The organism is Promicromonospora sp. NFX87 (assembly GCF_048564965.1).
Lineage (GTDB): Bacteria > Actinomycetota > Actinomycetes > Actinomycetales > Cellulomonadaceae > Promicromonospora.
This window is the reverse complement of sequence record NZ_CP183413.1, coordinates 5,277,773-5,302,408: the sequence shown is the minus strand read 5'-3', so window position 1 is coordinate 5,302,408 and position 24,636 is coordinate 5,277,773. Positions and strand designations below refer to the sequence as shown.

At 73.1% G+C, this 24,636-nt stretch carries 18 protein-coding genes; 11 read left to right on the top strand and 7 right to left on the bottom strand.

From position 1 onward, the window contains the following. The first annotated feature begins 167 nt into the window (after positions 1-167). The 3 genes from ACNYC2_RS23745 (at position 168) to ACNYC2_RS23735 (ending at position 4,110) form a co-directional block, all read left to right on the top strand. On the top strand, positions 168-1,781 hold the full coding sequence (locus ACNYC2_RS23745) for a DUF6350 family protein (RefSeq protein WP_419704148.1): 1,614 nt from the start codon (positions 168-170) through the stop codon (positions 1,779-1,781). Between the two features lie 57 nt (positions 1,782-1,838). Continuing rightward, positions 1,839-2,483, top strand: a complete 645-nt coding sequence (gene purN, locus ACNYC2_RS23740; protein WP_419704147.1) for a phosphoribosylglycinamide formyltransferase — start codon at positions 1,839-1,841, stop codon at positions 2,481-2,483. A 325-nt stretch (positions 2,484-2,808) separates the two neighbouring features. Continuing rightward, positions 2,809-4,110 carry an MFS transporter gene (locus ACNYC2_RS23735; RefSeq protein WP_419704146.1) on the top strand — a complete coding sequence of 434 codons (1,302 nt, stop codon included), beginning with the start codon at positions 2,809-2,811 and terminating at the stop codon, positions 4,108-4,110. Between the two features lie 4 nt (positions 4,111-4,114). Here ACNYC2_RS23735 and ACNYC2_RS23730 read toward each other — a convergent pair whose 3' ends face one another. Further along, positions 4,115-5,152, bottom strand: coding sequence for an SDR family NAD(P)-dependent oxidoreductase (locus ACNYC2_RS23730; protein ID WP_419704145.1), 1,038 nt, complete (start codon positions 5,150-5,152; stop codon positions 4,115-4,117). Positions 5,153-5,212: 60 nt separating this feature from the next. On the opposite strand from ACNYC2_RS23730, the gene ACNYC2_RS23725 reads away from it, so the two are divergent. Further along, positions 5,213-5,824 carry a TetR family transcriptional regulator gene (locus tag ACNYC2_RS23725; protein WP_419704144.1) on the top strand — a complete coding sequence of 204 codons (612 nt, stop codon included), beginning with the start codon at positions 5,213-5,215 and terminating at the stop codon, positions 5,822-5,824. A gap of 3 nt (positions 5,825-5,827) precedes the next feature. Here the strand turns inward: ACNYC2_RS23725 and ACNYC2_RS23720 are convergent, their stop codons facing one another. Further along, positions 5,828-6,763, bottom strand: a complete 936-nt coding sequence (locus ACNYC2_RS23720) for an AraC family transcriptional regulator (RefSeq protein ID WP_419704143.1) — start codon at positions 6,761-6,763, stop codon at positions 5,828-5,830. Between the two features lie 81 nt (positions 6,764-6,844). On the opposite strand from ACNYC2_RS23720, the gene ACNYC2_RS23715 reads away from it, so the two are divergent. Together ACNYC2_RS23715 and purH are read left to right on the top strand one after the other, a co-directional pair. Beyond that, positions 6,845-7,270, top strand: a complete 426-nt coding sequence (locus ACNYC2_RS23715; RefSeq protein WP_419704142.1) for a pyridoxamine 5'-phosphate oxidase family protein — start codon at positions 6,845-6,847, stop codon at positions 7,268-7,270. Between the two features lie 133 nt (positions 7,271-7,403). Continuing rightward, positions 7,404-9,059 carry a bifunctional phosphoribosylaminoimidazolecarboxamide formyltransferase/IMP cyclohydrolase gene (gene purH, locus ACNYC2_RS23710; protein ID WP_419704141.1) on the top strand — a complete coding sequence of 552 codons (1,656 nt, stop codon included), beginning with the start codon at positions 7,404-7,406 and terminating at the stop codon, positions 9,057-9,059. A gap of 117 nt (positions 9,060-9,176) precedes the next feature. On the opposite strand, the gene ACNYC2_RS23705 is transcribed toward purH, so the two are convergent. Beyond that, positions 9,177-10,571 (bottom strand): NAD(P)/FAD-dependent oxidoreductase, encoded by a 1,395-nt coding sequence (locus ACNYC2_RS23705; RefSeq protein WP_419704140.1) that lies wholly within the window; start codon positions 10,569-10,571, stop codon positions 9,177-9,179. A gap of 110 nt (positions 10,572-10,681) precedes the next feature. Here ACNYC2_RS23705 and ACNYC2_RS23700 point away from each other — a divergent pair, with 110 nt between their 5' ends. Then, the gene (locus ACNYC2_RS23700) at positions 10,682-11,131 is read left to right on the top strand and encodes a DUF3017 domain-containing protein (RefSeq protein ID WP_419704139.1); all 450 of its coding nucleotides are present in this window, start codon (positions 10,682-10,684) and stop codon (positions 11,129-11,131) included. A gap of 54 nt (positions 11,132-11,185) precedes the next feature. On the opposite strand, the gene ACNYC2_RS23695 is transcribed toward ACNYC2_RS23700, so the two are convergent. After that, positions 11,186-12,376 (bottom strand): septum formation family protein, encoded by a 1,191-nt coding sequence (locus tag ACNYC2_RS23695; RefSeq protein WP_419704138.1) that lies wholly within the window; start codon positions 12,374-12,376, stop codon positions 11,186-11,188. Positions 12,377-12,520: 144 nt separating this feature from the next. Next, positions 12,521-13,468 carry an MIP/aquaporin family protein gene (locus ACNYC2_RS23690; protein WP_419704137.1) on the bottom strand — a complete coding sequence of 316 codons (948 nt, stop codon included), beginning with the start codon at positions 13,466-13,468 and terminating at the stop codon, positions 12,521-12,523. A 246-nt stretch (positions 13,469-13,714) separates the two neighbouring features. On the opposite strand from ACNYC2_RS23690, the gene ACNYC2_RS23685 reads away from it, so the two are divergent. The 3 genes from ACNYC2_RS23685 (at position 13,715) to ACNYC2_RS23675 (ending at position 20,925) form a co-directional block, all read left to right on the top strand. After that, positions 13,715-14,704, top strand: a complete 990-nt coding sequence (locus tag ACNYC2_RS23685) for a malate dehydrogenase (RefSeq protein WP_419704136.1) — start codon at positions 13,715-13,717, stop codon at positions 14,702-14,704. A 185-nt stretch (positions 14,705-14,889) separates the two neighbouring features. Continuing rightward, positions 14,890-17,100: an NADP-dependent isocitrate dehydrogenase gene (locus ACNYC2_RS23680; RefSeq protein WP_419704135.1), complete on the top strand. Its 2,211-nt coding sequence runs from the start codon at positions 14,890-14,892 to the stop codon at positions 17,098-17,100. 189 nt (positions 17,101-17,289) lie between these two features. Continuing rightward, the gene (locus ACNYC2_RS23675; RefSeq protein ID WP_419704134.1) at positions 17,290-20,925 is read left to right on the top strand and encodes an ATP-binding cassette domain-containing protein; all 3,636 of its coding nucleotides are present in this window, start codon (positions 17,290-17,292) and stop codon (positions 20,923-20,925) included. Positions 20,926-20,998: 73 nt separating this feature from the next. Here the strand turns inward: ACNYC2_RS23675 and ACNYC2_RS23670 are convergent, their stop codons facing one another. Together ACNYC2_RS23670 and ACNYC2_RS23665 are read right to left on the bottom strand one after the other, a co-directional pair. After that, a complete protein-coding gene (locus tag ACNYC2_RS23670) occupies positions 20,999-22,570 on the bottom strand; it encodes a glycosyltransferase family 39 protein (RefSeq protein ID WP_419704133.1) in 1,572 nt (523 codons plus the stop codon). Between the two features lie 76 nt (positions 22,571-22,646). Continuing rightward, positions 22,647-24,122 (bottom strand): MFS transporter, encoded by a 1,476-nt coding sequence (locus ACNYC2_RS23665; RefSeq protein WP_419704132.1) that lies wholly within the window; start codon positions 24,120-24,122, stop codon positions 22,647-22,649. 54 nt (positions 24,123-24,176) lie between these two features. Between ACNYC2_RS23665 and ACNYC2_RS23660 the strand changes: the two genes are divergently transcribed. Then, entirely contained in the window at positions 24,177-24,623 is a 447-nt protein-coding gene (locus tag ACNYC2_RS23660; RefSeq protein ID WP_419704131.1) for an N-acetyltransferase family protein, read from the top strand. Positions 24,624-24,636: the final 13 nt, after the last annotated feature.

Genomic DNA, 24,636 nt, shown 5'->3' with positions numbered 1-24,636 from the left:
GCCGCTCGACCAACGATGGGCTCGATGGGTTAACGGGCAAAGCGGGCGCTTCTACACCAGAACCGCTCGTAAACTCCATGCTTCGCGGTGATTTTTCCCGAGATTCACCCGGGCCACGCCGAGCCGCGTCCGCCGTGTGACAGCCCTGCCCGGGTGAAGATTGAGCGGTGAGCGCACCACCCCGCCCCAGCTCGGCAACCCGCACCCCCGGTGCCCGGACGAGCCGACCGGCCAGCAGGCCGACCGCCCGCCGCAGCCGGCTGGTCGAGGAGCCGACCCCCGCGGAGCACGAACCGCCGACGGTCTCCCACATCGTCGCCGGTGTCCTCGCGGCCGGTCAGGCGCTCGTGCTGTCGCTCGCCGTGGTGGTCCTTCCCGCGGTCGTCGCCTACCTCGTCGGCACCGCCGCGATGTCCCCGGCCCCCGGTACCCCCGGCGACGGCGCGGAGGTGCGCTCGGCCGTCGACGTCGCGATGGGCATCTGGCTGCTGGGCCACGGCGTCCCGCTCACCGCCGACGCCGTCACCGTCTCCCTCGCGCCGCTCGGCATCGCGGGCCTTGCGCTGTTCGCGACCTACGTCTCGGCCAAGCGTTTCGCGACGACCTCGGTGGCCGCGTGGGCCGCCGGTACCGTCACCTACGCCCTCTGCACGACGGCGGTGGCCGCCGTCGCAGGGAGCGCACCCGGCTGGACGCTCGCGACGGCGCCCCTGGCCGGCCTGTTCATGGGCGGGCTCGGCATGGCGCTCGGCATCCTTGCGCGCCCGGACGCCCCGGCAGCCACCGAGCTCGGTGAGCGGGTGGAGGTTCTGGCCCGCCGGGCCACCGGTGTCGACCTCGTGCCCGCGACGCTGCGGCTCGGCCTGCGGGGCGGAACGCTGGCCGTCGCGCTGCTGCTCGGCGGTGGGGCGCTCCTGGTGGCGGCGTGGGCACTGGCCGGGCGCGCCACGTCGTCGGACATCATCACCGCCCTCGAACCCGGCTGGACCGGCGGGATCGTGTTCGCCGTCGCGCAGCTGGCCCTGCTGCCCAACCTGGTGCTGTGGGCGATCGCCTGGCTCGCGGGGCCGGGTTTCGCGATCGGCGAGGGGACGAGCTTCACGCCGTTCGGCACGATCTCCGGACCGCTGCCCGCCATCCCGCTCCTCGGCGCGCTGCCGGGGGAGGACTGGGCCAACCCGATCACCGCCTGGGCTCCCGTGCTCGTGGTCGCGTGCGGGGTGGCGGCGGGTCTGTTCGTGTGGCGCCGGCTGGAGCCGTCGCTGGTTCGCTGGTCCGACGTCGGCTGGGTGCTCGGCGGGATCGTCCTCACCCCGGCCGTCGTCATGCTCCTCGGGCAGTGGATGGCGGCGGGTGCCGGTGGACCGGGCCGGCTGGCCGACGTCGGTGCGAACCCCCTGGTGACCGCCGGCCTGGTGGCCGCGGAGGTCGGCGGGGGAGCGGCCGCGGTGCTGCTCGGCGCCAAGCTGGACGCCGTCGGCCTGCCCGCGCGCCTGCGGGACCGGGTCGAGGAGGCAGGGAGGGGTCCCGAGAGCTCCGTCGCCGATCTGCTGCACGACGAAGGATCAGGCGCCGACGCCGTCGTCGTCGCCGAACGGTCCGACGGGCCTGAGCCCGGCGACTCCGATGGCGCCGGGCCCGACGGGTCCGGGGAGCCAGGCAGGTCCGTCGAGTCCGACACCGCTGGCGACTCCGACAGCCCCGACGGGCCCGGGTTTCCTGACCGGGCCGGGTGGCCCGACAGGCCCGTCGCAGGGGCGGGCGACACCGAGCCCGCGTGACCCGGCGGCGTCGGCTGACGGCGCCGTCCGCGGTCCGGTCCACGTAGGCTGGGTCTCGTGCAGACGCCCTCCGGTCACCCCGTCGAGTCCACGTCGTCCCAGCGGGTCGTCGTGCTGGTCTCCGGGTTCGGCTCCAACCTCGCCGCCCTGCTCGCCGCTCACGGGGAGGCGTCGTACGGCGCCCGCGTGGTCGGCGTCGTCACCGACAACCCCGCCGCCGGCGCCCTCGGCCTCGCGCACGAGGCGGGGGTCGCCTCGGTAGTCGTCTCGACGAAGGACTTCGAGGACCGCGCCGCGTGGAACGTGGGCGTCGCGGAGGCTGTCGCGGTCTTCCAGCCGGACCTCGTGGTGCTCGCCGGCTTCATGCGGATCCTGGCGCCGACGTTCGTGCGGCGGTTCGAGGGCCGGATCATCAACACGCACCCCGCCCTGCTGCCCTCTTTCCCGGGCGCCCACGGCGTGCGCGACGCGCTCGCCCACGGCGTGAAGATCACCGGCTGCACGGTCCACGTCGTCGACGACGGCGTGGACACCGGCCCGATCATCGCCCAGGCCGCCGTGCCCGTCCAGGAGCACGACGACGAGCCGGCCCTGACCGAACGGATCAAGGTCGCCGAGCGGGCGCTGCTCGTCGAGACCGTGGGCCGCATCGCCCGAGAGGGCCTGTACGTCGCAGGTCGGAAGGCCTCGATCGGCCGCTGAGCCCGGTCTCGACCCGCCCGGTCTCGACCCGCCCGCTCTCGACCCGCCCGGTCGAGCAGGCCCGACGCGTAGTGGACCTTGGCGGCGGGTGCCAGGTCTGCTGGATTTCGTTCATCTCAGCTACGCTTAGTTCGCCCTGGCTGAATAGTTCAGCAGGGCCCGCATCCTCGGGGCTGAACTGAACGCAGTACGGCCCAGCCGGCACCCGCGAGATGGGTATGCGTTACCCCGTCGGCTCCGACACCGCCTGAGGCCCGGCAGGTGGGACTAGCCGAAGTGCGGACATTTCACCCGCTCGACACACCCGACCACTACGTTGTGCGGCGTGATCGCAGAGACTCGGACCGCCGGGACCGAACCCGCGCAAGAGGTTCCGCTCCGGCGTAACCGCGCCTACCTGCTCCTGACCACCGGGCGGTTCGCACAGGCGATCGGGGCGGGCATCGGCACGTTCGCGGTGCCGCTGCTGGCGTTCGAGCTCACCGGCTCGGTGGCGCAGGCGGGCCTGATCAGCGGGATCGGCCAGGTCGGCGCGCTGGTGGCGACCCTGCCGGCGGGCGTCGTCGCGGACCGGGTGGACCGCCGTCGGCTGCTGGTGCTCGCAGCCACCACGGGAACTGCCCTCTGGACGACGGCGCTGGTGGCCGGCCTCGCCGGCGCGCTGAGCGGCTGGCACCTGGCGGCGGTGCTGTTCGGCTCCTCGATGGTGAGCGCGTTCGTGAACCCCGCGTCGGGGGGCGCGCTGCGCGCCGTCGTGCCGCCCGCCCAGATGGCCAACGCCATGGCCGTGAACCAGGGGCGGATGGCGGCGGTCGGGCTGTTCGCGGGGCCGATCGGGGGACTGCTCTACGGCATGGCCCACGTGCTGCCGTTCGTGGCCTCCGTCGTCGGGCACGCGATCGAGGCGGTAGCGGTCTCGCTCGTGCGCGAGCCGCTCAACCGCGAGCGGACCGAGCTGAGCCATCCGCTGGCCGACCTGCGCGAAGGGCTGCGCTTCGTGGGTGCCGTGCCGCTCTTCCGTGCCGTGCTGGTCCTGATCACCCTGCTGAACCTGACGGCGATCGCGCTGGTCGTGGTCGTCAACCTGGAGCTCGTCCGGACCGGCACCGACCCCCGGCTCATCGGGCTGGTGGACGCGTGCGCGGGGATCAGCATGCTGGCGGGAGCCGTCGTTGCCGGACCGATCGTGCAGCGCACCAGGGTCGGCCGGTTCGGGCTCCTGACCATCGGCCTGCTCGTCGTCGCGCTGGCCGTCATGGCGCTCGTGCCGACGTACTGGGTCTTCGTCTCGATGCTGGCGTTCGGGGTGTTCCTCTACCCGGCGCTCAACGCGGGCTTCACGGGGTACCTCACGGTGATCGTGCCGGACCGGATGATGGGCCGCGCCACGTCCCTGCTCGGGCTGACCGGCCTGATCGCGGCGCCTGCCGCACCCGTCCTGGGCAGCGCGCTGCTGGCGGGCCTCGGCATCGGCGCCGGCCTGTGGGTGATGGTGGGGACGATGGCGTGCGTGCTCCTGGCGCTCGGCTGCACGCGGCCGCTCATGCGGATCGGCAGGCCGGACACCTGGGCGGCCGACGCGCTGGAGTGGCCGACGCCGCATCCGTCGTCGGCCACCCGGTCCTAGGGCGTCAGACGGCGGACCAGCCGCCGTCCGAGGCGATGATCGCGCCGTTGAGGTTCACCGAGTCCTTCGACAGGAGGAAGGTGATGGAGGCGGCGAGCTCCTCGGCCATGGCCAGGCTCGGGATGTTGCCCTGGTAGGGCCGCAGGACCGGCGCGCCGAACTCGGCCGCGCCGGGCACGTGGATGCCCGTGGCGACGCCGCCGGGCGCCACCGCGTTGGTGCGGATACCACTCTTCGCGTACATCACGGCGGACGACTTGGTCAGGCCGACCACCGCGTGCTTGGAGGCGGTGTAGGCGACGCCGGCGGACGAGCCGCGCAGCCCGGCCTCGGAGGCGACGTTGACGATGCGGCCCTCCTTCGCCGCCAGCATGCCCGGCACGACGGCGCGGGTCAGCCGCATGGTGCCCTCCAGGTTCACGCGCAGCACGCGCTCCCACAGGTCGTCGCTGACCTCGTGGACCGCGGACATGTCGTCCATGATCCCGGCGACGTTGGCCAGCGCGTCGACGCGGTCGCCCGCGGCGAGCGCTATCCGCTCGACGTCGCCCTGGTCGGAGATGTCGCCGGCGACGGGGATGACCTCCGCCCCTGCGGGAAGGTCGGTCAGCGTGGCCGCGAGCTCGTCGAGCTTCTCCTTGGAGATGTCGGCGGCGACGACCCGGCCGCCCTCGCGTGCCACGCGGGTGGCGACGGCCCGGCCGATGCCGGACGCCGCGCCCGTCACGATCACCGTCTGGCCGGCGAAGCGGCCGGGGGTGAGCTGCTCGACCCAGCCTGCCGGCTGCTCGCTGGTGGTGTCCGCGTCCGCCTGGGCGGCCTCGTCGGGTGCCGCCTCCCGGTAGGCCCCGACCAGGGCGTCGAGCGCCTCGGCGGGGAACTTGCCGCCGGACATGGCGACGAGCTGCCCCAGCGGCAGGCCGCGGGCGGGGGCCAGCGAGTCCGGCGTCGCGCCGCCCTGCGCGAGGAAGCCGGCGAGGATCTGGCCACCGACCGGGTGGTCGAGCCATTCGCCGACGGTGGAGTGAACGGTCAGTGCCATGGTGCGCTCCTGGGACGTGAACGATACCGGACAGTGTTGTCCGGTATCTAGGATAGCGCCATGACCGGTGTACTTCGTGACCCTCGGCGCGGCGATCTCCCGCACGCACCCGCGCGCCGCGGGGGAGTGCCCAACCTGGGGCCGCGCGCCGCGGCGGGTAACCGCGCCGCACTGCTGGCGGCGGCTCGTGAGGTCTTCGGGTCCGCCGGGACCGGCGCGCCGCTGAGCGCGGTCGCCAAGCGCGCGGGCGTCGGGCAGGGCAGCCTCTACCGGCACTTCCCCGAGCGGATCGACCTCGTGGTCGCCGTCTTCGAGGAGCAGGTCGCCGCCGTGGAGGAGCTCGCGGCGACCCCCGGCGTCGGGCTGCCCGAGCTGCTCGGGCTGGTCACGCGGCATGCCGTCGAGTCGGTCGGGTTCGTGGACCTGGTCCGGTCGGGCGTGCCCGACGGGCGGTTGGCCGGCCTGGGTGACCGGGTCGCCGTCGCGCTCGGGACCCGGCTCGAGGACGCGACGGCTGCCGGTGACGTGCCGCCCGGGACGACGTCGGACGACCTGTTGCTCGCCGTCTCGATGGTGGCCGGCGGGCTGTCCGGGGTCGGTGCGGCCGACCGGGTCCCCAGGGCGGCGCGCGCCTGGGAGCTGCTGGGGTTCGAGGTGCGGATCCCGGCGTGAGCGCTACGCGCTCCGGGCCGGCGCGCCGGTGCGTCGGAACTCGCTCGGGCTGACGCCGCGGACCCGCTTGAACGCGACGCTGAAGGCGAACGGGTCCGAGTAGCCGACGGCCCGGGCGACCTCCGCGACGGTCGCGCTCTCGCGTTCGGTCAGCAGGTCGGCGGCGAGCGTCATCCGCCAGCCGGTGAGGTAGGTCAGCGGCGGTTCACCGACCAGGTCGGCGAACCGCTTGGCCAGGGTGGACCGGGACACCGCCGTCCGGGCGGCCAGCGTGGCGACCGACCAGGGCGCCGCCGGCTCGGCGTGCAGGAGGCGCAGGGCGTCACCGACCACCGGGTCCCGCTGGGCGGCGTACCAGGCCGGGGGCTCGCCGCCGGGCCGGTCGAAGTAGTCGCGCACCGCGCAGACCAGCAGCCAGTCCAGGAGCCGGTCCAGGACCACCTGCTGCCCCGGGGTGTCGGCGGCGACCTCGGCGGCCAGGTGGTCCAGCACGGCGTCGCTCCCGCCGCCCGCCCCGACGCGCAGCACCACGGGCAGCGCGTCCAGCAGCCGCCGGCTGATCTCGCCGCGTTCCGGATAGGCGCCGACGACGAGCGTCGTCGCGCCCTCTCCGCAGTCGCTCCAGCCGCGCCGGTGCCTGGTCCCGCCCAGCTCGGGCACCGCGCAGTGCTCGCCGCACGCGACCGGTTCGGCGGTCGTGCCGACCTCGTCGACGAACAGGAACGGCGCGGGGCCGCGCACGACCGCCGTCTCGCCGGCGCGCAGCTGTACCGGTGGCTGGCCCTCGGTGACGATCCAGCCCGCTCCGCTGATGACCGCGCACAGCGTCAGCGGCGCCCCGTCGACGAAGTCCAGCGCCCAGGGCGGTGACAGGGTCGAGCTGCCGAACAGCGAGCCCTGGGCGCGCATCCCGCGGAAGAGGTCCCCGAACGAGTCCATCTCCTGAGGCTAGACGATCACAAAGGTAATCCGGCTCATCGCCCATGGATTCGTCCGACTCGGCCGCGTTGAATCGCTGGCATGACCAACAGCACGAACCTGACCGCCGAGGACCTCGAGTTCCTCGCCCGCCCCCTGCACGGGTTCCTGTCCGTCGCCGGCGGGACGCAGCCGCCCCAGCCCCGCCCCGTGTGGTTCGAGGCCACCCCGGAGGGCACCGTCCAGTTCTTCACGGAGCCGGGCTCCCTGAAGCTGCGCCGCCTGGCCCGCGACCCGCGCGCCTCGCTGGTCGTCGCCGCACCCGTCGGCGAACGCGAGCGCTGGATCTCCGTCGCAGGCCGCACCACCGTGGAGACCGAAGGGGCGCACGACCTGAGCTCCCGCCTCGCCGCCCGCTACTGGGACCTCACCGACCCGACCCGGGCCGCCGACCTCGCCGGGATCCTCGCGACCGAGCAGCTCCGCGTCGTCATCCACCCGGAGACCGTCCACCGCTACGTGTACTGACGCCGGGCTACACTTCTGGTGGCCGTGACTGGCGAGGGTGGGTCACCACCGGGGAGCGGCCGAGCGACCCGTGATGCGCGCCGCCCGCCTGGGTGCCAGGGTTTTCCGCGAAGCTACTCCGAGGAGAACCGCCATGTCCGGCGCCCCGTCCACTGATTCCAACGACCAGCAGGTCGTCCAGCTCACCGACGACTCGCAGCGCCCCGTCCGGCGCGCCCTGCTGAGCGTCTACGACAAGACCGGGCTGATCGAGCTCGCCACCGCCCTGCACGACGCAGGGGTCGAGCTGGTCTCCACCGGCTCCACCGCGTCGCGGATCGCCGACGCCGGGATCCCCGTCACCCCCGTCGAGCAGCTCACCGGGTTCCCCGAGTGCCTCGAGGGCCGGGTCAAGACCCTGCACCCCCGCGTGCACGCCGGCATCCTCGCCGACACCCGCAAGCAGGACCATCTCGACCAGCTCGTCGAGCTCGAGATCGCGCCGTTCGAGCTGGTCGTCGTGAACCTCTACCCGTTCGCGGCCACCGTCGCGTCGGGCGCCGGGCCGGACGCCGTCGTCGAGCAGATCGACATCGGCGGGCCGTCCATGGTGCGCGCCGCGGCGAAGAACCACCCGTCCGTCGCCGTCGTCGTGGACCCGGACGCCTACTCCACCGTGGTCGACGCCGTGCAGGCCGGCGGCTTCACGTACGCGCAGCGCAAGGCGCTCGCGGCGGCGGCCTTCGTGCACACCGCCACGTACGACGTCGCGGTGGCGTCCTGGATGGGCTCCGTGCTCTCGCCCACCGACGCGGTGGACGGCGCCGAGGGTCCGGTGTCCACAGGCTTCCCGGCCTGGGCCGGCGGCACCTGGGAGCGCGCGGACGTGCTCCGCTACGGCGAGAACCCGCACCAGCGGGCGGCCCTCTACACGCGCGGCGACGGGGTCAAGGGCCTGGCCCAGGCCGAGCAGCTGCACGGCAAGGCCATGAGCTACAACAACTACGTCGACGCCGACGCCGCGTGGCGGGCCGCCTGGGACCACGAGGGCCCGGCGGTGGCGATCATCAAGCACGCCAACCCGTGCGGCATCGCCGTCGGCGCCGACATCGCGGAGGCGCACGCGCGCGCCCACGCGACCGACCCGGTCAGCGCGTTCGGCGGCGTGATCGCGGCCAACGGCGTGATCACGGCGGCCGCGGCCGCGCAGATCGCCCCGGTGTTCACCGAGGTCGTCGTGGCGACCGGCTTCGAGCAGGAGGCGCTGGAGATCCTCCAGGCCAAGAAGAACATCCGCCTGCTGGTCGTCCCGGAGGCGCCGTCGGGCGCCGTCGAGACCCGGCCGATCTCCGGCGGGCTGCTCATGCAGGCGACCGACCGGTTCCAGGCTCCTGGGGACGACCCGGAGGAGTGGACCCTGGCGACCGGTGAGGCCGCGTCGCCCGAGGTCCTCGCCGACCTCGCCTTCGCCTGGAAGGCCGTGCGGGCCGCCAAGTCGAACGCGATCCTCCTGGCGAAGGACGGCGCGGCGGTCGGTATCGGCATGGGCCAGGTGAACCGCGTGGACTCGTGCCGGCTCTCGGTCGAGCGCGCGAACACCCTGGCCGACGGCGCCGAGCGCGCCCGGGGCGCCGTCGCGGCGTCCGACGCGTTCTTCCCGTTCGCGGACGGCCTCCAGGTGCTGCTCGACGCCGGGGTGACCGCCGTCGTCCAGCCGGGCGGCTCGATCCGCGACGAGGAGGTCATCAAGGCGGCAGAGGCGGCCGGCGTGACGATGTACCTCACGGGCACCCGCCACTTCGCCCACTGACCCACCCGGCTTCGCCGAAGTAGAGCGCCTGTCCGGACAGGTGCTCTACTTCGCGGTCGCTCGGCGCGCGAGGTAGAGCGGGCGTCCGGACGGGCGCTCTACTTCGGCGAAGCCGCGTTAGACGACTGCGTCCTTCAGTTTTGTCGCCGGGGTCAGGGCACGGTCCAGGTCGAGCTCCAGCGGGACGCCGCGGTTCATCAGCTTGCGGACCTGGCCTACCTCGCGCGGGGAGTCGACGAGGAGCACGGCCCGGACGGTCGCCACCCGGTGGCCGTCCGAGGTCTGGCGGGGGTGGCGGTCCAGCGCGTTCTCCAGGTAGAGCGCGGCCCAGCCGCCCGACGCCGCGGGGTCGCCCCGCAGCACCACCTCGTCGAACGGGGACGGCGCGCCGAACAGGGCCAGGTCGTGCCCCAGCTGCTGCGAGAAGACGTACGGCGCGTGCGCCGGGATCGGCGCGAGCCCGAGCCGCGCACGCACCCGCTCCGGCTCGGCGGCGCGCTCGTCGAGGCCGAGCAGGGCCCGGACCGTGACGTCGGGGTCGTGCAGGGCCGCCGACCAGTGCCCACCGGGGACCGGCCCGAACACCGGGTGCTCCCGCGTGGCGATGTCGCCCACCGCCCAGACCCGGCGCAGCGCGTCGAGGTGCAGCCCGCCCGCCGGGTCGGTGGGGGAGCGCAGCCCCATGAACCGGCCCGCGCGGTTGACTCGCAGCCCGCCGTTCGACTCGCGCGGCAGGGAGCCGGCGAGCCAGCCCGACGCAGGCCGCGCACCGACCGCCGCCAGCACCAGGTCCGCCTCGAGCACGCGGCCGTCGGCCAGCGTCACGCGCGCGCCGTCCTGCGTGCCCTCGTGCGACCCGGCCAGCACCTGGTCGACGGCGACACCCGTGACCAGGGTGACCCCGGCGGCGTCGTACCAGGGGGCGACCAGGCCGCCCACCCGCCGGCCGAGCTGCCGCTCCAGCGGTACCGGACCCGCCTCCACCACGGTGACGCGGGCGCCGGCGCCCGCGGCGACACCCGCGACCTCCGCCCCGATCCAGCCGGCACCCACCACGACGAGCCGCATCCCCGGCTGGAGAGCCGCGCGCAGCCGCTCGGCGTCCGCGGCGGTGTGCAGGGTGACGGTGGCGTCCCAGCCCGCCGGCCGGACGGGCTCGCTGCCGAGGGCGAGCACGACGACGTCGGCCGTCACGTCGTCGCCCGACGCCGTCCGCACCACCACGCGCTCCCGGTCCACCGCGAGCCGCACCGCCGGATCGGCGAGCCGGAGGTCGTCGGTGAGGGCGTCCAGGTCGATGCCGAGGTCGTCGGCGAGCCAGACCGGCTCCGTGCGCTTGAGCAGCTCCTTGGACAGCGGCGGCCGGTCGTAGGGCGGCAGGCCCTCCGCGCCGAGCAGCGTCACGTGACCCTCGAAACCGTGCTTCCGCAACGCCGCGGCGGTTTGCGCACCGGCCAGTCCCGCACCCACGATGACGACGCTGCTGGGGACCTGTGCTGGAGGCGTGGGCATAGACCTCACGGTAGCCGGGAGGGCCGCCAACCTGGGAACGGACAGGTATTCAGGTTGCAAGCAGGTCACGGCTCTGCAGAATCGCGACGTTTCGGTTGTAGTCTCGTGCCGTGGATCTCAGTGAGACGCGGACTGCCTCCGGCGCACCGGGTGGCGCTACGGCGCTCCTCGAGCCGGTGACCGCCGGAACGGCTACGCTCGAACGAACCGGAGAGGCACGTCTGACGACTGCCACCACGACGACCAGCCAGGAGCTCGACCGCAGTGAGCCCTCCAGCGGCGAGGCACCTGACATGACGTCACCCGAGCCCCAGCGCAGCAATCTCGCGATCTGGCTCGTGCTGCTCGGTGTCGCCCTCTCGGTGATCCTCGGCATGACCGCCGGGGCACGCGTCGGGGCGATCGGCATCGGTGTGGTCCTCGTGGTCTGCGCGATCTTCCGCGCGGTGCTCGACAGCCCGGTCGGGCTCGTCATCCGCACGCGGACCGTCGACATCGTGCTGTACGGCGCGACGGCGGTGCTGATCGGCATCCTCGCCGTGGCGACGCCCAGCATCTGACGCCGTTCCGCCGGCCAGCCGCCCCGCCGGGCGGCTGGTGCCGCCCGGCGCGCGTCAGCGAGCCGCGCCCTTGAGGGAGCCCGTCACCGGCTCCTCGGACTCGACGACGCACAGGATGCGCCGGTCGCCCTCGGCCCAGCTCTCCTCCGACGGCGCGATCGGCCAGTACAGCAGCTCCGACCTGGCCCACCGCATGCCGACGAACTTCGTGAACTCCGGGTAGCAGTACGCGTCCGCGGCGTCCCAGAGCGCCTGCTGCGTCGGCGCGGTGCCGTTCCGCGCGAGGCTGTCGGGCGCGGTCGTCTCGGCGTAGATCTCGCCGCCGTGCGCGGTGCTGCAGGGCACCACCGGGATCCGGTAGATCGTCGTCTGGCCCGACGTCGCCGACGTGTCGAAGCAGTCGCCCACCGCGAGGTCGGGGATCTCCGCCCCGGCCGTGGCGGTCTCGTCCAGCTCCGGGTCCGGCTCACCGGCGGGATCCGTCTGGTCGTCCGCCTCGGGCGTCTCGCCGAGGTCGTCCGCCGGGACGTCCGCGTACGGGTCCGTGGCCGACGAGTCGGGGCCGTAGGGGTCGGCGGTCGCGTACGGGTCGTCGCTCGGGCCGGGGGACGACGTCGGCGCGGCGAGCTCTTCGCCGTCGTCGGGCAGAGTGATGCCGAGCGGGCCGGCCAGGGCCGGCGGGACGAACGACCGGACCGCCGAGACGAACCCCGCCGGGAGCGACGACGCGTAGGTGGGGGCGGCCACTACGCCGACCGCCAGCCCCACGATGCCGAGCACACCCAGCGTGACGGCGCCCAGGGCGAAGTCGAGCGTGCGGACGGAGGACTTCTCCGCGCGGCGGACGTTTCCCGTGCCGTTGGCCTCGGCGGTCCGCATGGAGAGCACGAGCGCCGGGATCGCCAGCGGCCAGAAGAGCAGGAACGCGGCCACCACCCAGCCGACCCGGGTGGGGAAGGGGCCGGTGGGGCGCTGGTCCGGGTCGTCATCGTCGGCGTCGTTGGTGTCGTCGTTGACGTCGTCGCCGGGAGAGCTTGCCGGCTCGGTGTCGGGCGAGTCGGGCGAGGCTTCAGCGTCGTCCGCAGCGTCCGCAGCGTCGTTCGTGACGTCGCCTGCCGGGCCGTCCGCTGCGTCGTCCGCCGCGCTGTCCGCCGGGTCGTCCGCTGCGTCGTCCGCCGGGTCGGCCGTCTCGGGTTCCGTAGCCGGCTCCGGCTCGTCGCCGGGGGTCTGCTTCTTGTCGGCCATGATCCGGGATCGTAGCGCCGGGGAGCGCCGACCCGGCAAACGGCTGCCGATCGACGCACGGTCTGCACAGTGCCCGCACGACGGCGGGGCCGCACCTCCCGTACGGAAGGTGCGGCCCCGGCGTCGTGCAGGTGCTGCGGTGGATCAGGCCTTGTCGTCGGCCTTCTTCGCGGGCTCGGGCGTGGCCGCCTCGGCCTCGGCCTCCGCCTTGGCGGGGGTCTCCACGGCGACGATCTCCGTCTCCTCGACCACTACGACGTCGTCGTCATCGAGATCGTCGTCCTCGTCGAGGTCCAGCTCGTCCGTCTCCTCGGCCTCGTTCGAGCCGAACGCCCGGTAGAAGAGGGCGGCCAGGGCGGCGCCGACGAGCGGGGCGACCCAGAACAGCCAGAGCTGGCCCCACTCGCCCGCGAAGATCGCGGCGGCGGTCGAGCGAGCAGGGTTCATGCCGGTGTTGGTGACGAACCACGAGACCAGGGTCAGCGCGGCGATGGCGCTACCCACGGCGACGGGCGCGTAGCCGAACTTGCTGCGCGGGTCGTTGGCGCCCAGGTACACGCCCACGAGCACCGCGGAGATGATGACCTCGACCAGCAGCGCCGGGAACCAGTCGAACTGGGCCCCGCCCTGCGTCTGCAGGTAGAGCGGGGAGAGCTCCCCGAAGCCGTTCACCGCCGAGCTGAAGACGCCCTGCACGTCCTCCTTGCCGAGCAGCTCGACGAGGGCGCGGGGAATCGTCGTGAAGAGCACGGCGGCGGCCAGGATGGCGCCGACGAGCTGCGCACCCCAGTAGCTGAACATGGCGGTGATCGAGATACGCCCACCGAGCCAGGCGCCCAGCGAGATCGCCGGGTTGAAGTGCGCACCGGAGATGCGGCCGACGGCAGCGGCACCCGCGATGTACGCGAAGGCACCACCGAGCGCGATGCCGAGTGCCTGAGCCGAGTTCAGCGGGCCGTAGACGAGCATCCCCACGATCACGAGCGTCAGCAGGAACGTGCCGAAGGTCTCGGAGAGCAGGCGGACGAGCAGGCTCGGAGACCGCTCCTCGACCTCGGTGACGCCGCGGGTCGCGGCGAGGTCCTGGGACATGAAGTCAGATCCTTTCAGTGGCACACCGATTCGGTGCGCGTTGTGGCGGCGTGCGTGCGATGTCGCGCACATCCTGCCATTACCTGGCTGAGCAATACCTGAATGCCCGCAGGTATTTTCATCACCGTACTCATGCTGTGCCCTACGGCATCGTCTAGGACCGGTCTTCCCTGGTCGCCGGGCCCCTGTGCACGGATGTCGCGTGGGGGCTGGGCGAGGCGGGCCGGTCGATGCAAGAGTGGGGTCATGACTGAACCCGTGAATGTCACCGTCACCGGAGCCGCTGGCCAGATCGGGTACGCGCTGCTCTTCCGCATAGCCGCGGGCGAGATGCTCGGCGCGGACACGCCAGTACGGCTCCGCCTGCTCGAGATCCCCCAGGCCGTCGCCGCCGCGGAGGGTACGGCGATGGAGCTCGACGACTGCGCCTTCCCGACCCTGGCCGGCGTCGAGATCTTCGACGACCCGGTCAAGGCCTTCGACGGGGTCAACGTGGCACTCCTCGTCGGTGCCCGCCCGCGCGGCGCCGGCATGGAGCGCGCGGACCTCCTGGAGGCCAACGGCGGCATCTTCGGCCCGCAGGGCCGCGCCATCAACGACGGCGCCGCCTCCGACGTCCGCGTGCTGGTGGTCGGCAACCCCGCGAACACCAACGCGCTCATCGCGGCGACGAACGCGCCCGACGTGCCGGCCACGCGGTTCACCGCGATGACCCGGCTCGACCACAACCGCGCGCTCTCGCAGGTCGCGGCCAAGACGGGGACCGCCGTCGCGGACATCAAGAAGCTGACGATCTGGGGCAACCACTCCGCCTCGCAGTACCCCGACCTGTTCCACGCGGAGGTCGGCGGACGTCCCGGCGCCGAGATCGCCGCGGACACGACCTGGCTCACCGACGACTTCATCCCGACCGTGGCCAAGCGCGGGGCGGCGATCATCAAGGCGCGCGGGGCCTCGTCGGCGGCGTCGGCGGCCGCCGCTGCGATCGCGCACGTCCGCGACTGGACGCTCGGCACGCCCGAGGGCGACTGGACCTCGGCGGGCCTCTGGTCCTCCGGCGAGTACGGCGTCCCGGAGGGGCTCGTCTCGTCCTTCCCCGTGACCTCGGACGGCACCGGCGAGTGGAAGATCGTCGAGGGCCTCGAGATCGACGAGTTCTCCCGGGCGCGGATCGACGCGAGCGTCGCCGAGCTGGCCGAGGAGCGCGACGCCGTCCGCTCCCTGGGCCTGGTCTGACGTTCCCGGTGGTCGAGCGCTCCCGTTGGTCGAGCTCGTCGAGACCCGCCCAGGTATCGACGAGCTCGACCAGCGGGAAGTCGTGACGTGAGGTGCGTCTCGCGATTCTGGGACGAGGGGTCGGCTCAGGTATCTTGATGTCGAGAGATCGGCACATTCCAACACCCGGGGAGTCAGCCACACCCATGTCCAAGATCATCTATACCCACACGGACGAAGCCCCGCTTCTGGCGACGTACTCGTTCCTGCCGATCGTCTCGGCCTACGCGGCCAAGGCCGGTGTGGACGTCGAGACCCGCGACATCTCGCTCGCCGGCCGGATCATCGCGCAGTTCCCGGAGCGGCTCACGGAGGAGCAGCGTCAGGCCGACGCGCTCGCCGAGCTCGGTGAGCTCGCGCACGACCCGTCCGCCAACATCATCAAGCTGCCCAACATCTCGGCGTCGCTGCCGCAGCTGAAGGCAGCCATCGCAGAGCTCCAGGGCCTCGGCTACGACCTGCCGGACTTCCCGGAGAGCGTCGAGACCGACGCCGAGAAGGACGCGCGCGAGCGCTACGGCCGCGTCATGGGCTCCGCCGTGAACCCGGTGCTCCGCCAGGGCAACTCCGACCGCCGCGCACCGGCGTCGGTCAAGAACTACGCGAAGGCGCACCCGCACCGCATGGGTGCGTGGACGCCCGACTCGAGGACGAACGTCGCGACCATGGGTCACGACGACTTCTTCTCCAACGAGAAGTCGGTGGTCATCGAGGCCGACGACACCCTGCGCATCGAGCACGTCGCCGCCGACGGCACCGTCACCGTGCTCAAGGAGTCGCTGCCCGTCCTCGCCGGCGAGGTGGTGGACGGCACGTTCATCGACGGCGCCGCGCTGGACGCGTTCCTGCTCGAGTCGATCGAGCGGGCGAAGGCCGAGGGCGTGCTGTTCTCCGTGCACCTCAAGGCGACGATGATGAAGGTCTCCGACCCGATCATCTTCGGCCACGTGGTGAAGGCCTTCTTCAAGCCGGTCTTCGAGAAGTACGGCCAGGACCTGGCCGACGCCGGCCTGTCGGCGAACGACGGCCTGGGCGGCATCTTCGCCGGGCTCGCCGAGCTGCCGAACGGCGCCGAGATCCGCGCCGCGTTCGACGCCGCTCTGGCCGACGGCCCGAAGATGGCGATGGTGAACTCCGACAAGGGCATCACCAACCTGCACGTACCGTCCGACGTCATCGTCGACGCTTCGATGCCCGCCATGATCCGCATCGGCGGCCACATGTGGGGCCCGGACGGCGAGGAGGCCGACACCCTCGCGGTGATCCCCGACTCGTCCTACGCCGGGATCTACCAGACCGTCATCGACGACTGCCGCGCCAACGGTGCCCTCGACCCGGCCACGATGGGCTCCGTCCCGAACGTGGGCCTCATGGCGCAGGCAGCCGAGGAGTACGGCTCGCACGACAAGACGTTCGAGATCGCTACCGACGGCACCGTGCGGATCGTCAACGGCGCCGGCGACGTCCTCATCGAGCACGCGGTCAGCGTCGGCGACGTCTGGCGCGCCTGCCAGACCAAGGACGCGCCGATCCGCGACTGGATCAAGCTGGCCGTCACGCGGGCCCGCGCCTCCGCGACCCCCGCCGTGTTCTGGCTCAACTCGCGCCGCGCGCACGACGCGAACCTGATCCAGAAGATCGAGCAGTACCTGCCGGAGCACGACACCGAGGGCCTCGAGATCCACGTCATGGACCCGTCGGAGGCCACGGCGTTCTCGCTGGCGCGCATCCGCCAGGGCCTGGACACCATCTCCGTGACCGGCAACGTGCTGCGCGACTACAACACCGACCTGTTCCCGATCCTCGAGGTCGGCACGTCGGCGAAGATGCTGTCGATCGTGCCGCTGATGAACGGTGGCGGCCTGTTCGAGACGGGCGCCGGCGGCTCCGCGCCGAAGCACGTCCAGCAGCTCGTCGAGGAGGACTACCTGCGCTGGGACTCGCTCGGTGAGTTCTTCGCGCTGGCCGCGTCCTTCGAGCACCTCGCGGTGAACGAGGGCAACGCCCGGGCCCAGGTCCTGGCCGACACCCTCGACCGCGCCACCGAGACGTTCCTGGGCGAGGACCGGTCCCCGGGCCGCAAGCTCGGCACCATCGACAACCGCGGCTCGCACTTCTACCTGGGCCTGTACTGGGCCCAGGAGCTGGCCAAGCAGTCCGACGACGCCGAGCTCGCCACCACGTTCAAGCCGCTCGCCGAGGCGCTCGCCGCGAGCGAGCAGGCCATCGTGGAGGAGCTGCTCGCGGTCCAGGGCAAGCCCGCCGACATCGGCGGGTACTACCGCCCGGACGAGGCCAAGGTCAACGCGGTGATGCGCCCGAGCAAGACGTTCAACGAGGCTCTCGCGTCCCTCTGACACGACGGCCCGCGAAGTAGAGCGCCTGTCCGGTCTCGACAGGCTCGACCACCGGTGGTCGAGCCTGTCGAGACCGGACAGGCGCTCTACTTCGCGGATCCTCTGTCTTGGGGTGACCGGCGTGATCTCCGTCGCTCTGCGGAAAAAGAGGCGGGGACTGTCGGTGTCCCGACGTAGCCTCAGGAAACCATGATCGACGCACCGCAGACCCCTGAGACCACGCCCTACCCCGAGGCGTCGCCTCGCCCTGCGCCCGTGCTGACGGACGACCCGGACCGCCGCCTCGACTGGCGCCGGCTGCGCGGCGCGGCCGCGGTGATCGCCCTTCTCGCGCTGACCGCGGGGGCCGTGGGTCAGGCGCTCGGCACGGTCGCGGCCGGGCAGCTGGCCGCGGACGCCACGGTCGTCGGCCTGGTGCTGCTCGCCGTGTGCGTGGTGGGCGGCGCGCTGTTCGACGGCGTCGGGCAGGTCGTCTGGGCCAGTGTCGTGGACCGCGCCGAGGGCAAGCTGCGGAGCGACCTGCTCAGCGCCGCGCTGCGCCAGCCGCTCGCGACGCTGTCCGAGCAGGCGGTGGGCGAGGTGCTCGACCGGGTCGACGACGACACGCACGCCGTCGGCACCCTCGTGCGCCGTCAGCTCTGGGGCGCCGGCCGCACGGTGGTCGGCGTCGTTCCCATGTGGATCATCGCCGGCGTGACCTGGTGGCCGGCCTGGCTTCTGTTCCCGGTGCTCGGTGGCATCGTCGCGCTGCTCACCCGGCCCCTGCTCGGCGAGATCTCGCGCCGCAAGGTGATCGAAGAGGCGGCGTGGACCGACCACGCCGCGGCCTTCGAGGAGGCCGTGGCCGCCCGGAACGACCTGCGGACCAGCCTGGGTCAGGCGTTCGCCGTGCGGCGGGTCGCGCAGCTCTCGGCGGTCGTGCACGACAAGTTCCGCGCGGTGGTGCGCGTCGAGGAGAAGCTGCTGCGGCGCGCCGGACTGGTGATGTACGCCCTGCTGGCCGGGACCGCCGTCGTCTGTGCGGTGGTGGCCTCGGGTGGTGGCCTGTCGGTGGACCAGCTGGTCACGCTGTTCCTGGTCACGGCGATGTTCGTGGGCCAGATGGACAACCTCGTGCACCACCTGCCGGACATCCAGGAGGGCCTCGGCGCGGTGCTGCGCATCCGCCAGATGCTCGCGGTCGAGCCGGAGCCCGACGGCGGCGACGACCTGCCCGGCGGGCCGCTCGGGCTCGAGGTGCGGGACCTGACCTTCGCCTACGCGGAGGGCACGTTCGCGCTGAGCGGCGTCGACCTGTCCGTACCCGCGGGGGAGACGATCGCGCTCGTGGGCCGCACCGGCTCGGGCAAGTCGACGCTGGCCGCGCTGATGTCGCGTGCCGTGGAGCCGGACCCCGGTTCGGTCTTCCTCGGCGGTGCCGACGTGCGCGACCTGGACCTGCAGAAGCTGCGCGGCGCCGTGGGCGTCGTCACGCAGCGCACCGAGATCATCGCGGGGACGCTCGCGGAGAACATCGCACTGTTCGCCGACGTGCCGCGGGCCGACATCGAGGGTGCGGTGCGTGAGCTCGGCCTGACCGACTGGGTCGAGGGCATGCCCGACGGTCTGGAGACCCTCCTCGGGCCGGGCGGTACCACCCTGTCGGCCGGTGAGGAGCAGCTCGTCGCGTTCGCGCGGCTCCTCGTGCGCGACGTGCAGCTCGTCGTCCTCGACGAGGCGACCGCGCGCATGGACCCGCTCACCGAGGCGCGCGTGGTGGCGGCGTCGGACCGGCTGCTGACCGGGCGCACCGGTGTGCTCATCGCGCACCGGCTCGGCACCATCGAGCGCGCCGGCCTGGTCGCCGTGCTCGACCACGGCCGCGTGGTCCAGCAGGGGCGGCGCGCCGAGCTCGCTCGTGTGCCCGGTCCGTTCCGCACGCTGCTCGAGGCCGGGGCCAGCGACGGGTCGCTCGACGCCGCCTCGGCGGACGGCGAGACCGACGCCGCTGCCGAGACGCGGGCCCAGACGGTCGCCGCGCCCGAAGCGGCAACGGCTGAGCCCGGCACAGCCGCTGCCACGGGCGACACCGCCACGGCAGAACCCGACGCCGTCGGCGGACGCCGACGGGCCGGGACACCGCCCGACCTGCCCGAGCCGGGCACCGGACCGAGCCTCGCGCGGGGCGTGCTGCACGCGCTGTTCGTCCGCCCCAAGTGGGGCCTGTTCGGCGCCGTCCTGTTCCTCCTGGCCAGCCTGGTGGCGGCGCAGGGCGCGGTCACCGGATTCCTGTGGGGCCGCACCGTCGAGCGCGTCGGCACCGGCGAGCTGCCGGTGAACCTGCTGGTCGCGCTCGCCGTGCTGCTGGTGATGCAGCCGCTGTTCATCTCCCGCGCGCTGGGTGTGTACCCGCGCTGGTGGGTCGAGGTGCTGCTGCGGATCCGGATGTCCGTCATGCACGGCCAGACCCGGCAGTACCGGCTCCCGGCCACGCCGCCCGGCGAGGTCGTGGCCCGGTCCATGGATGCCGACCGGTTCGTGCGGTACGCGGACCGCTGGGTCGACTTCGTCAACGGCCTCGCGATCGTCGCGGTCACCGCGCTGATCAGCGGTACGTGGACCGCGGGCGCCGTCCTGCTGGCGGTCATGGTCGTGTCGGCACTGGCCTCGGCCATCGGCCGGCCGATCGCCGGCCGGTCGGCCGCGGGTTCCTCCGCCGCGCGTGCGCGGTTCGGCCGCGCCCTGGTCTCGGCGCTCGACTCGGCGCGCACGGTCAAGCTCGCCGCCCGCACGCCCGACGTGCGCCGGCACCTCGGCGAGGTCGACGCAGGCCGCGTGACAGCGGCGATCTTCGAGCACCGGGTGCAGGCGGTCCTCGACTCGGTGCCGCTCGTGACCCTGTACGCGGGCGTCGTCGCCGCGTGGTCGTTCTTCCTCACGGACCGGTGGGACCTGGCCACGACGCTGCTCGTGGCGAGCGCCGTGATGGGCTTCGCCTGGTTCGGTGTCGTGGCGGGGGCAGTCGTCACGGAGGCCCCCGGTACCCGGGCCTGGCAGGTCGCCACGGCCCGGTTCGCCGGCGGCACCGACCTCGTGTCGCGGCAGCGCGGCGTCGACCTCGTGACAGGCACCGCGCCCGCTCCCGAGCCCACCCGGCGCGAACCCCTGGACCGCCTGGAGCTGCGCGACCTGACGGCCGTGCACGACGACGGCACGATCGGCGTCTCCGACGTCGATCTCGAGATCAGGCGCGGCGAGCTCGTGCTGCTCCTGGGCCAGGTCGGCTCGGGCAAGTCGTCGCTGCTGTCCTCCCTGGCCGGCCTCATGGAGCACACCGGCGAGGTCAGGTGGAACGGTACGGAGGTGACGGACGCCCAGGCGTTCCTGCGCCCGGGCCAGGTGGCGCACGTGGCCCAGGTGCCGCGCGTGCTGTCCGGCACGTTCTCGGACAACGTGCGGCTCGACCACGCCCGCGACATCGTGGGCCCCGTCCAGGGCGCACGGCTCGCGCAGGACATGGAGGAGGCCGGCGGCCCGCACGCGCTGGTGGGGCACCGGGGTGTGCGCCTGTCGGGCGGGCAGGTGCAACGGCTCGCGCTCGCGCGGGCGCTCGCCGCGGACACGGAGCTGCTCCTGGCCGACGACGTCTCCAGCGCGCTGGACGCCTCGACCGAGATCGAGCTGTGGACCGCCCTGCGTGAGCGAGGCACCACGGTGGTCGGCGCGACGTCGAAGCGTGCGGCCCTCGCCCGCGCCGACCGTGTGGTGGTGCTGGTGGACGGAAAGGTCGCCGAGGTCGGGCCGTGGGCCGGCCTCGCGGCGAGGTGGAGCCACCTCGCCGGCTGACGGCTGACGACTGACGAGTGCCGGTGCCGGGCGCGAAGGGCGCGCCCGGCACCCGGCGGGGCTGGGTGGAGCGTCAGTCCAGGTGCTTCAGCTCAGGCCACAGCGAGGCCCAGCCGCCCACCGGCTCGCGGCACACCAGCACCGCCACGCCCTGTTCCTCGTTGTCGACGTCGACGCCGTTGTCGAGCTGTCCCTGGACGGCGCACTCCGCGAACCGGTCACCCCAGGCGCCGGGCGCCTCCGTGACGACCAGCGCGATGCTCGCCGACTCCGGCGGCGGACCGTACTCCCACAGCTCGTTGTGCCCCGAGTACGCCGGCGGCAGGCCGAGCGCCGGACCGTACCGGTCCACCGCCCCGGCCTCGCCGTAGTTCTGCGTGAGGACCACCGCCCGGTCCTGGTCCGCCTCGGGCAGAGCGCCGTGCACGTCGGCTATCTGCCGCACGTACTCCGGCCAGCCGACGGCGTCCTGGGCCGACGCGTTGATATCGGCGACCGGCGTCTCGGCCAGGTCCTCGACGGGCACCAGGGGCAGGCTGATGACCAGGCACGCCGCCGCGTTGAACAGCACGACCGCCGCGACGGCCACCCGCCGCCACGCCGTCCGGGCCCATGCCGCGACCGGGACGCAGCCGGCGGCGAAGAGGACCGCGAGCAGGCCCGTCGCGTAGTACGTCTGCGAACCGGCGGAGTAGGTGAACGCCAGCAGCACCGGGTACGCGACCACCAGGAACCGCAGTGTCGGCCGACGCCGCCACAACCAGAACAGCCCGACCAGCCACACGAGCGCGAGCGGTGGTCCGAGGGTGAGCAGCTGGAACAGCCACATCTCGGCCCGCACGTCCGCGGCGTTGTTCTCGCCGAGCGCCGCGCCCATCGCGAGCTGCGGCCACCCGTTCGTGGCCTGGTAGAGGAGGTTCGGGAGTCCCACCAGCAGCGCGACGGCCGCACCCGCCCAGGGCCAGGGTGTCGCGAGCGGCCAGCGGACGACGGCGTCCGGGCCTCCCGCCGGGGCAGTCCCGCGCGCCGTACGGAGCGACCGCCACGGCCACGCGACCAGCAGTCCCAGCACCAGTGCGCCGACCAGCGCCGCCACCAGCAGCTTGTTGTACATGGCGACACCCGTGACCAGCCCTGCGGCCAGCCACCAGCGTGGGTCGCGCCGCACGGCCCGGATCACGCACAGCAGCACCGCCGGCCAGACGACGAGGTCCAGGCTCGCGGTGAGGAACGTGTGCCCGAACGCCAGCGGGATCGCCGCCGTCCCGTAACCCCAGGCGGCCAAGGCCTGCGCGCCGGTGCGCCCGCCCAGCTCGCGCGCGACGAGCGCGATCACGATGATCGCGGCGAGGTGCGCCAGCGTGGCGGGCACCCGCATGACCAGCAGCGTGTCGCCGAACAGGTCGGCGAACGTCCGCGCGATCCAGGGGGTGAGCGGCGGCTGGTCCACATATCCCCAGGCCGGGTCGAGCATGCGGAAGTACAGCTCGTCCCGGTGGTACCCGTACTGCGTGCTGACTGCGGTCAGCAGCACGCCGAGGACCAGTACCGCCGCGCGCACCGGAGCCCAGGCGACGGCGGGCAGGACGTCGGGCGGGCGCGTCGACAGCGAGCCAGGGCCGGGTGGTGCGGACGCGACCGCCATGGCCGGAACGTACCGGCCGCCGTCTGCGGCGCGCCAGGGTTGGCGGGGGTGGTCTTCTGCGCCGCCGGGATCCCCGCTAGGCGGGCCGCACCCGCTCGTCGACCCGGCGCGGCAGCGTGAAGACCAGCAGGAACGCCGCCACGGCGAGCGCGGCGCTCGTCGCCATCGCCATCGTCGCGGCATGCGCAAAGGCGTCGGCGACCACCTCGGGCGTCGGGCGTCCGGGCGGGAACGTGAGCGACCCGAAGAGCACCGAGCCGACGACGGCGATGCCCGCCGCCGAGCCGACACGCTGCATGGTGCCGATCACGCCGGACGCCGCGCCGGCCTGGTCGCGGTCCACGGTCGCGACGATGAACTGGGCGTTCGGTGCGATGAACAGTCCGCTGCCGATACCGCCGACCAGCAGGGGCGCGGCAAGGGTCCAGTGCGTCAGGTCGCCGGTTGGCACCAGCCAGAGCACCAGCCACAGCGACACGAGCCCGAGCGCGACCATGCCTGTGCCGATCACGAGCACCGACCGGCCCAGGCGGTGCGCCAGGCGCTCGCTCTGCGACGCACCGACGATCGACCCGATGGCGAACGGCACCGACACGATCCCCGACGCCAGCGCCGAGTGGCCCAGCCCCGACTGCCAGAAGATCGAGATCGTGAAGAAGATGCTGGTGAAGGCCGCGAAGTAGACCAGCGCGAGGATCACGCCGCCGGTGAACGCGGCGTGGGCGAACAGACGGGGCGGCACGAGCGGGCTGCCGCCGCGGCCCGCGACCCGGCGCTCCCAGAAGGCGAACGCCACGAGCAGCAGCAGGCCGCCCACCAGCGACGTCCAGGTCCACCACGGCCAGCCGGCGTCCTCGCCCTCGATCAGCGGCACGAGCACGGCGACGAGGGCGACCGAGATCAGCAGCAGCCCCACGACGTCGACCCCGCGCGACGTGGCGCCCACGACGATGCGGGGCAGCAGCACGATCGCCGCGGCGACGGCGATGACCCCGAACGGCAGGTTGACGAAGAAGATCGAGCGCCAGCCCTCGTTCTCGCCGAACGCCTCGATGAGCAGGCCGCCGACGATCGGCCCGAGCGCCGTGGAGAACCCGATCGCCGCGCCCATCACCGCGAACGCCTTGCCGCGCGTGCGGCCCGCGAACATGAGCTGGATCAGCGCCGTCACCGCCGGGAAGAAGATGCCGCCGCACAGGCCCTGCACCACACGGGCCATGATCAGCTCGGTGGCGCCGTCCGCGAGCCCGCACCACAGGCTCGCGAGCGTGAACCCGGCGAGGCCCACGACGAACACCCACTTGTGGCCCACCCGGTCACCGACCCGGCCGGCAGGGATGAGGGCCAGGCCGTAGGCGAGCGCGTACCCGGAGATGATCCAGGACAGGGTGCCCTCGGACGCGTCGAGGGACGTGCGGATGGTCGGCAGCGCGACGTTGACGATGGTCGTGTCGAGCAGGGCCATCGAGACGCCGAGGATGAGCACGGCGAGCGCGATCCACGAGCTGCGCGGGGTAGCGTCCTGGCCGGCGGACAAGGGGGAGCTGGTCACGGAAGATGCGCCTCTCGGGGAACGGGACAACCCCTCGATCGTAGGGTGACATCCATGGAAATGATCTTTCGCGAGGCGAAGCGCGACGACCTCGAACGCGTCGTCGAGCTCATCGCCGACGACGCCGTGGCCGCCCGCCGCACCGGCAGCTACGGAGAGCCGCACGTCAGAGGGTTCGAGGCGATCGCCGCGAGCCCGGACAACGAGCTGATCGTGGCCGAGCTCGACGGCGAGGTGATCGGCGTCATGCAGCTGACGTTCATCCCGGGGATCTCGCGCAACGGTGCGTCACGGCTGCTGGTCGAGGCCGTGCGGGTGGACCGCGCGCTGCGGGGCCAGGGCATCGGCCGGCGGCTGATGGAGCACGCCCACGAGCGCGGCCGAGCGCGGGGCTGCGCCCTGGCCCAGCTCACCTCGGACAAGCAACGGCCCGAGGCGCACCGGTTCTACCGGGGCCTCGGCTACGAGCAGTCGCACGAGGGCTTCAAGCTCCCGCTCTGACGACATGGTGAGC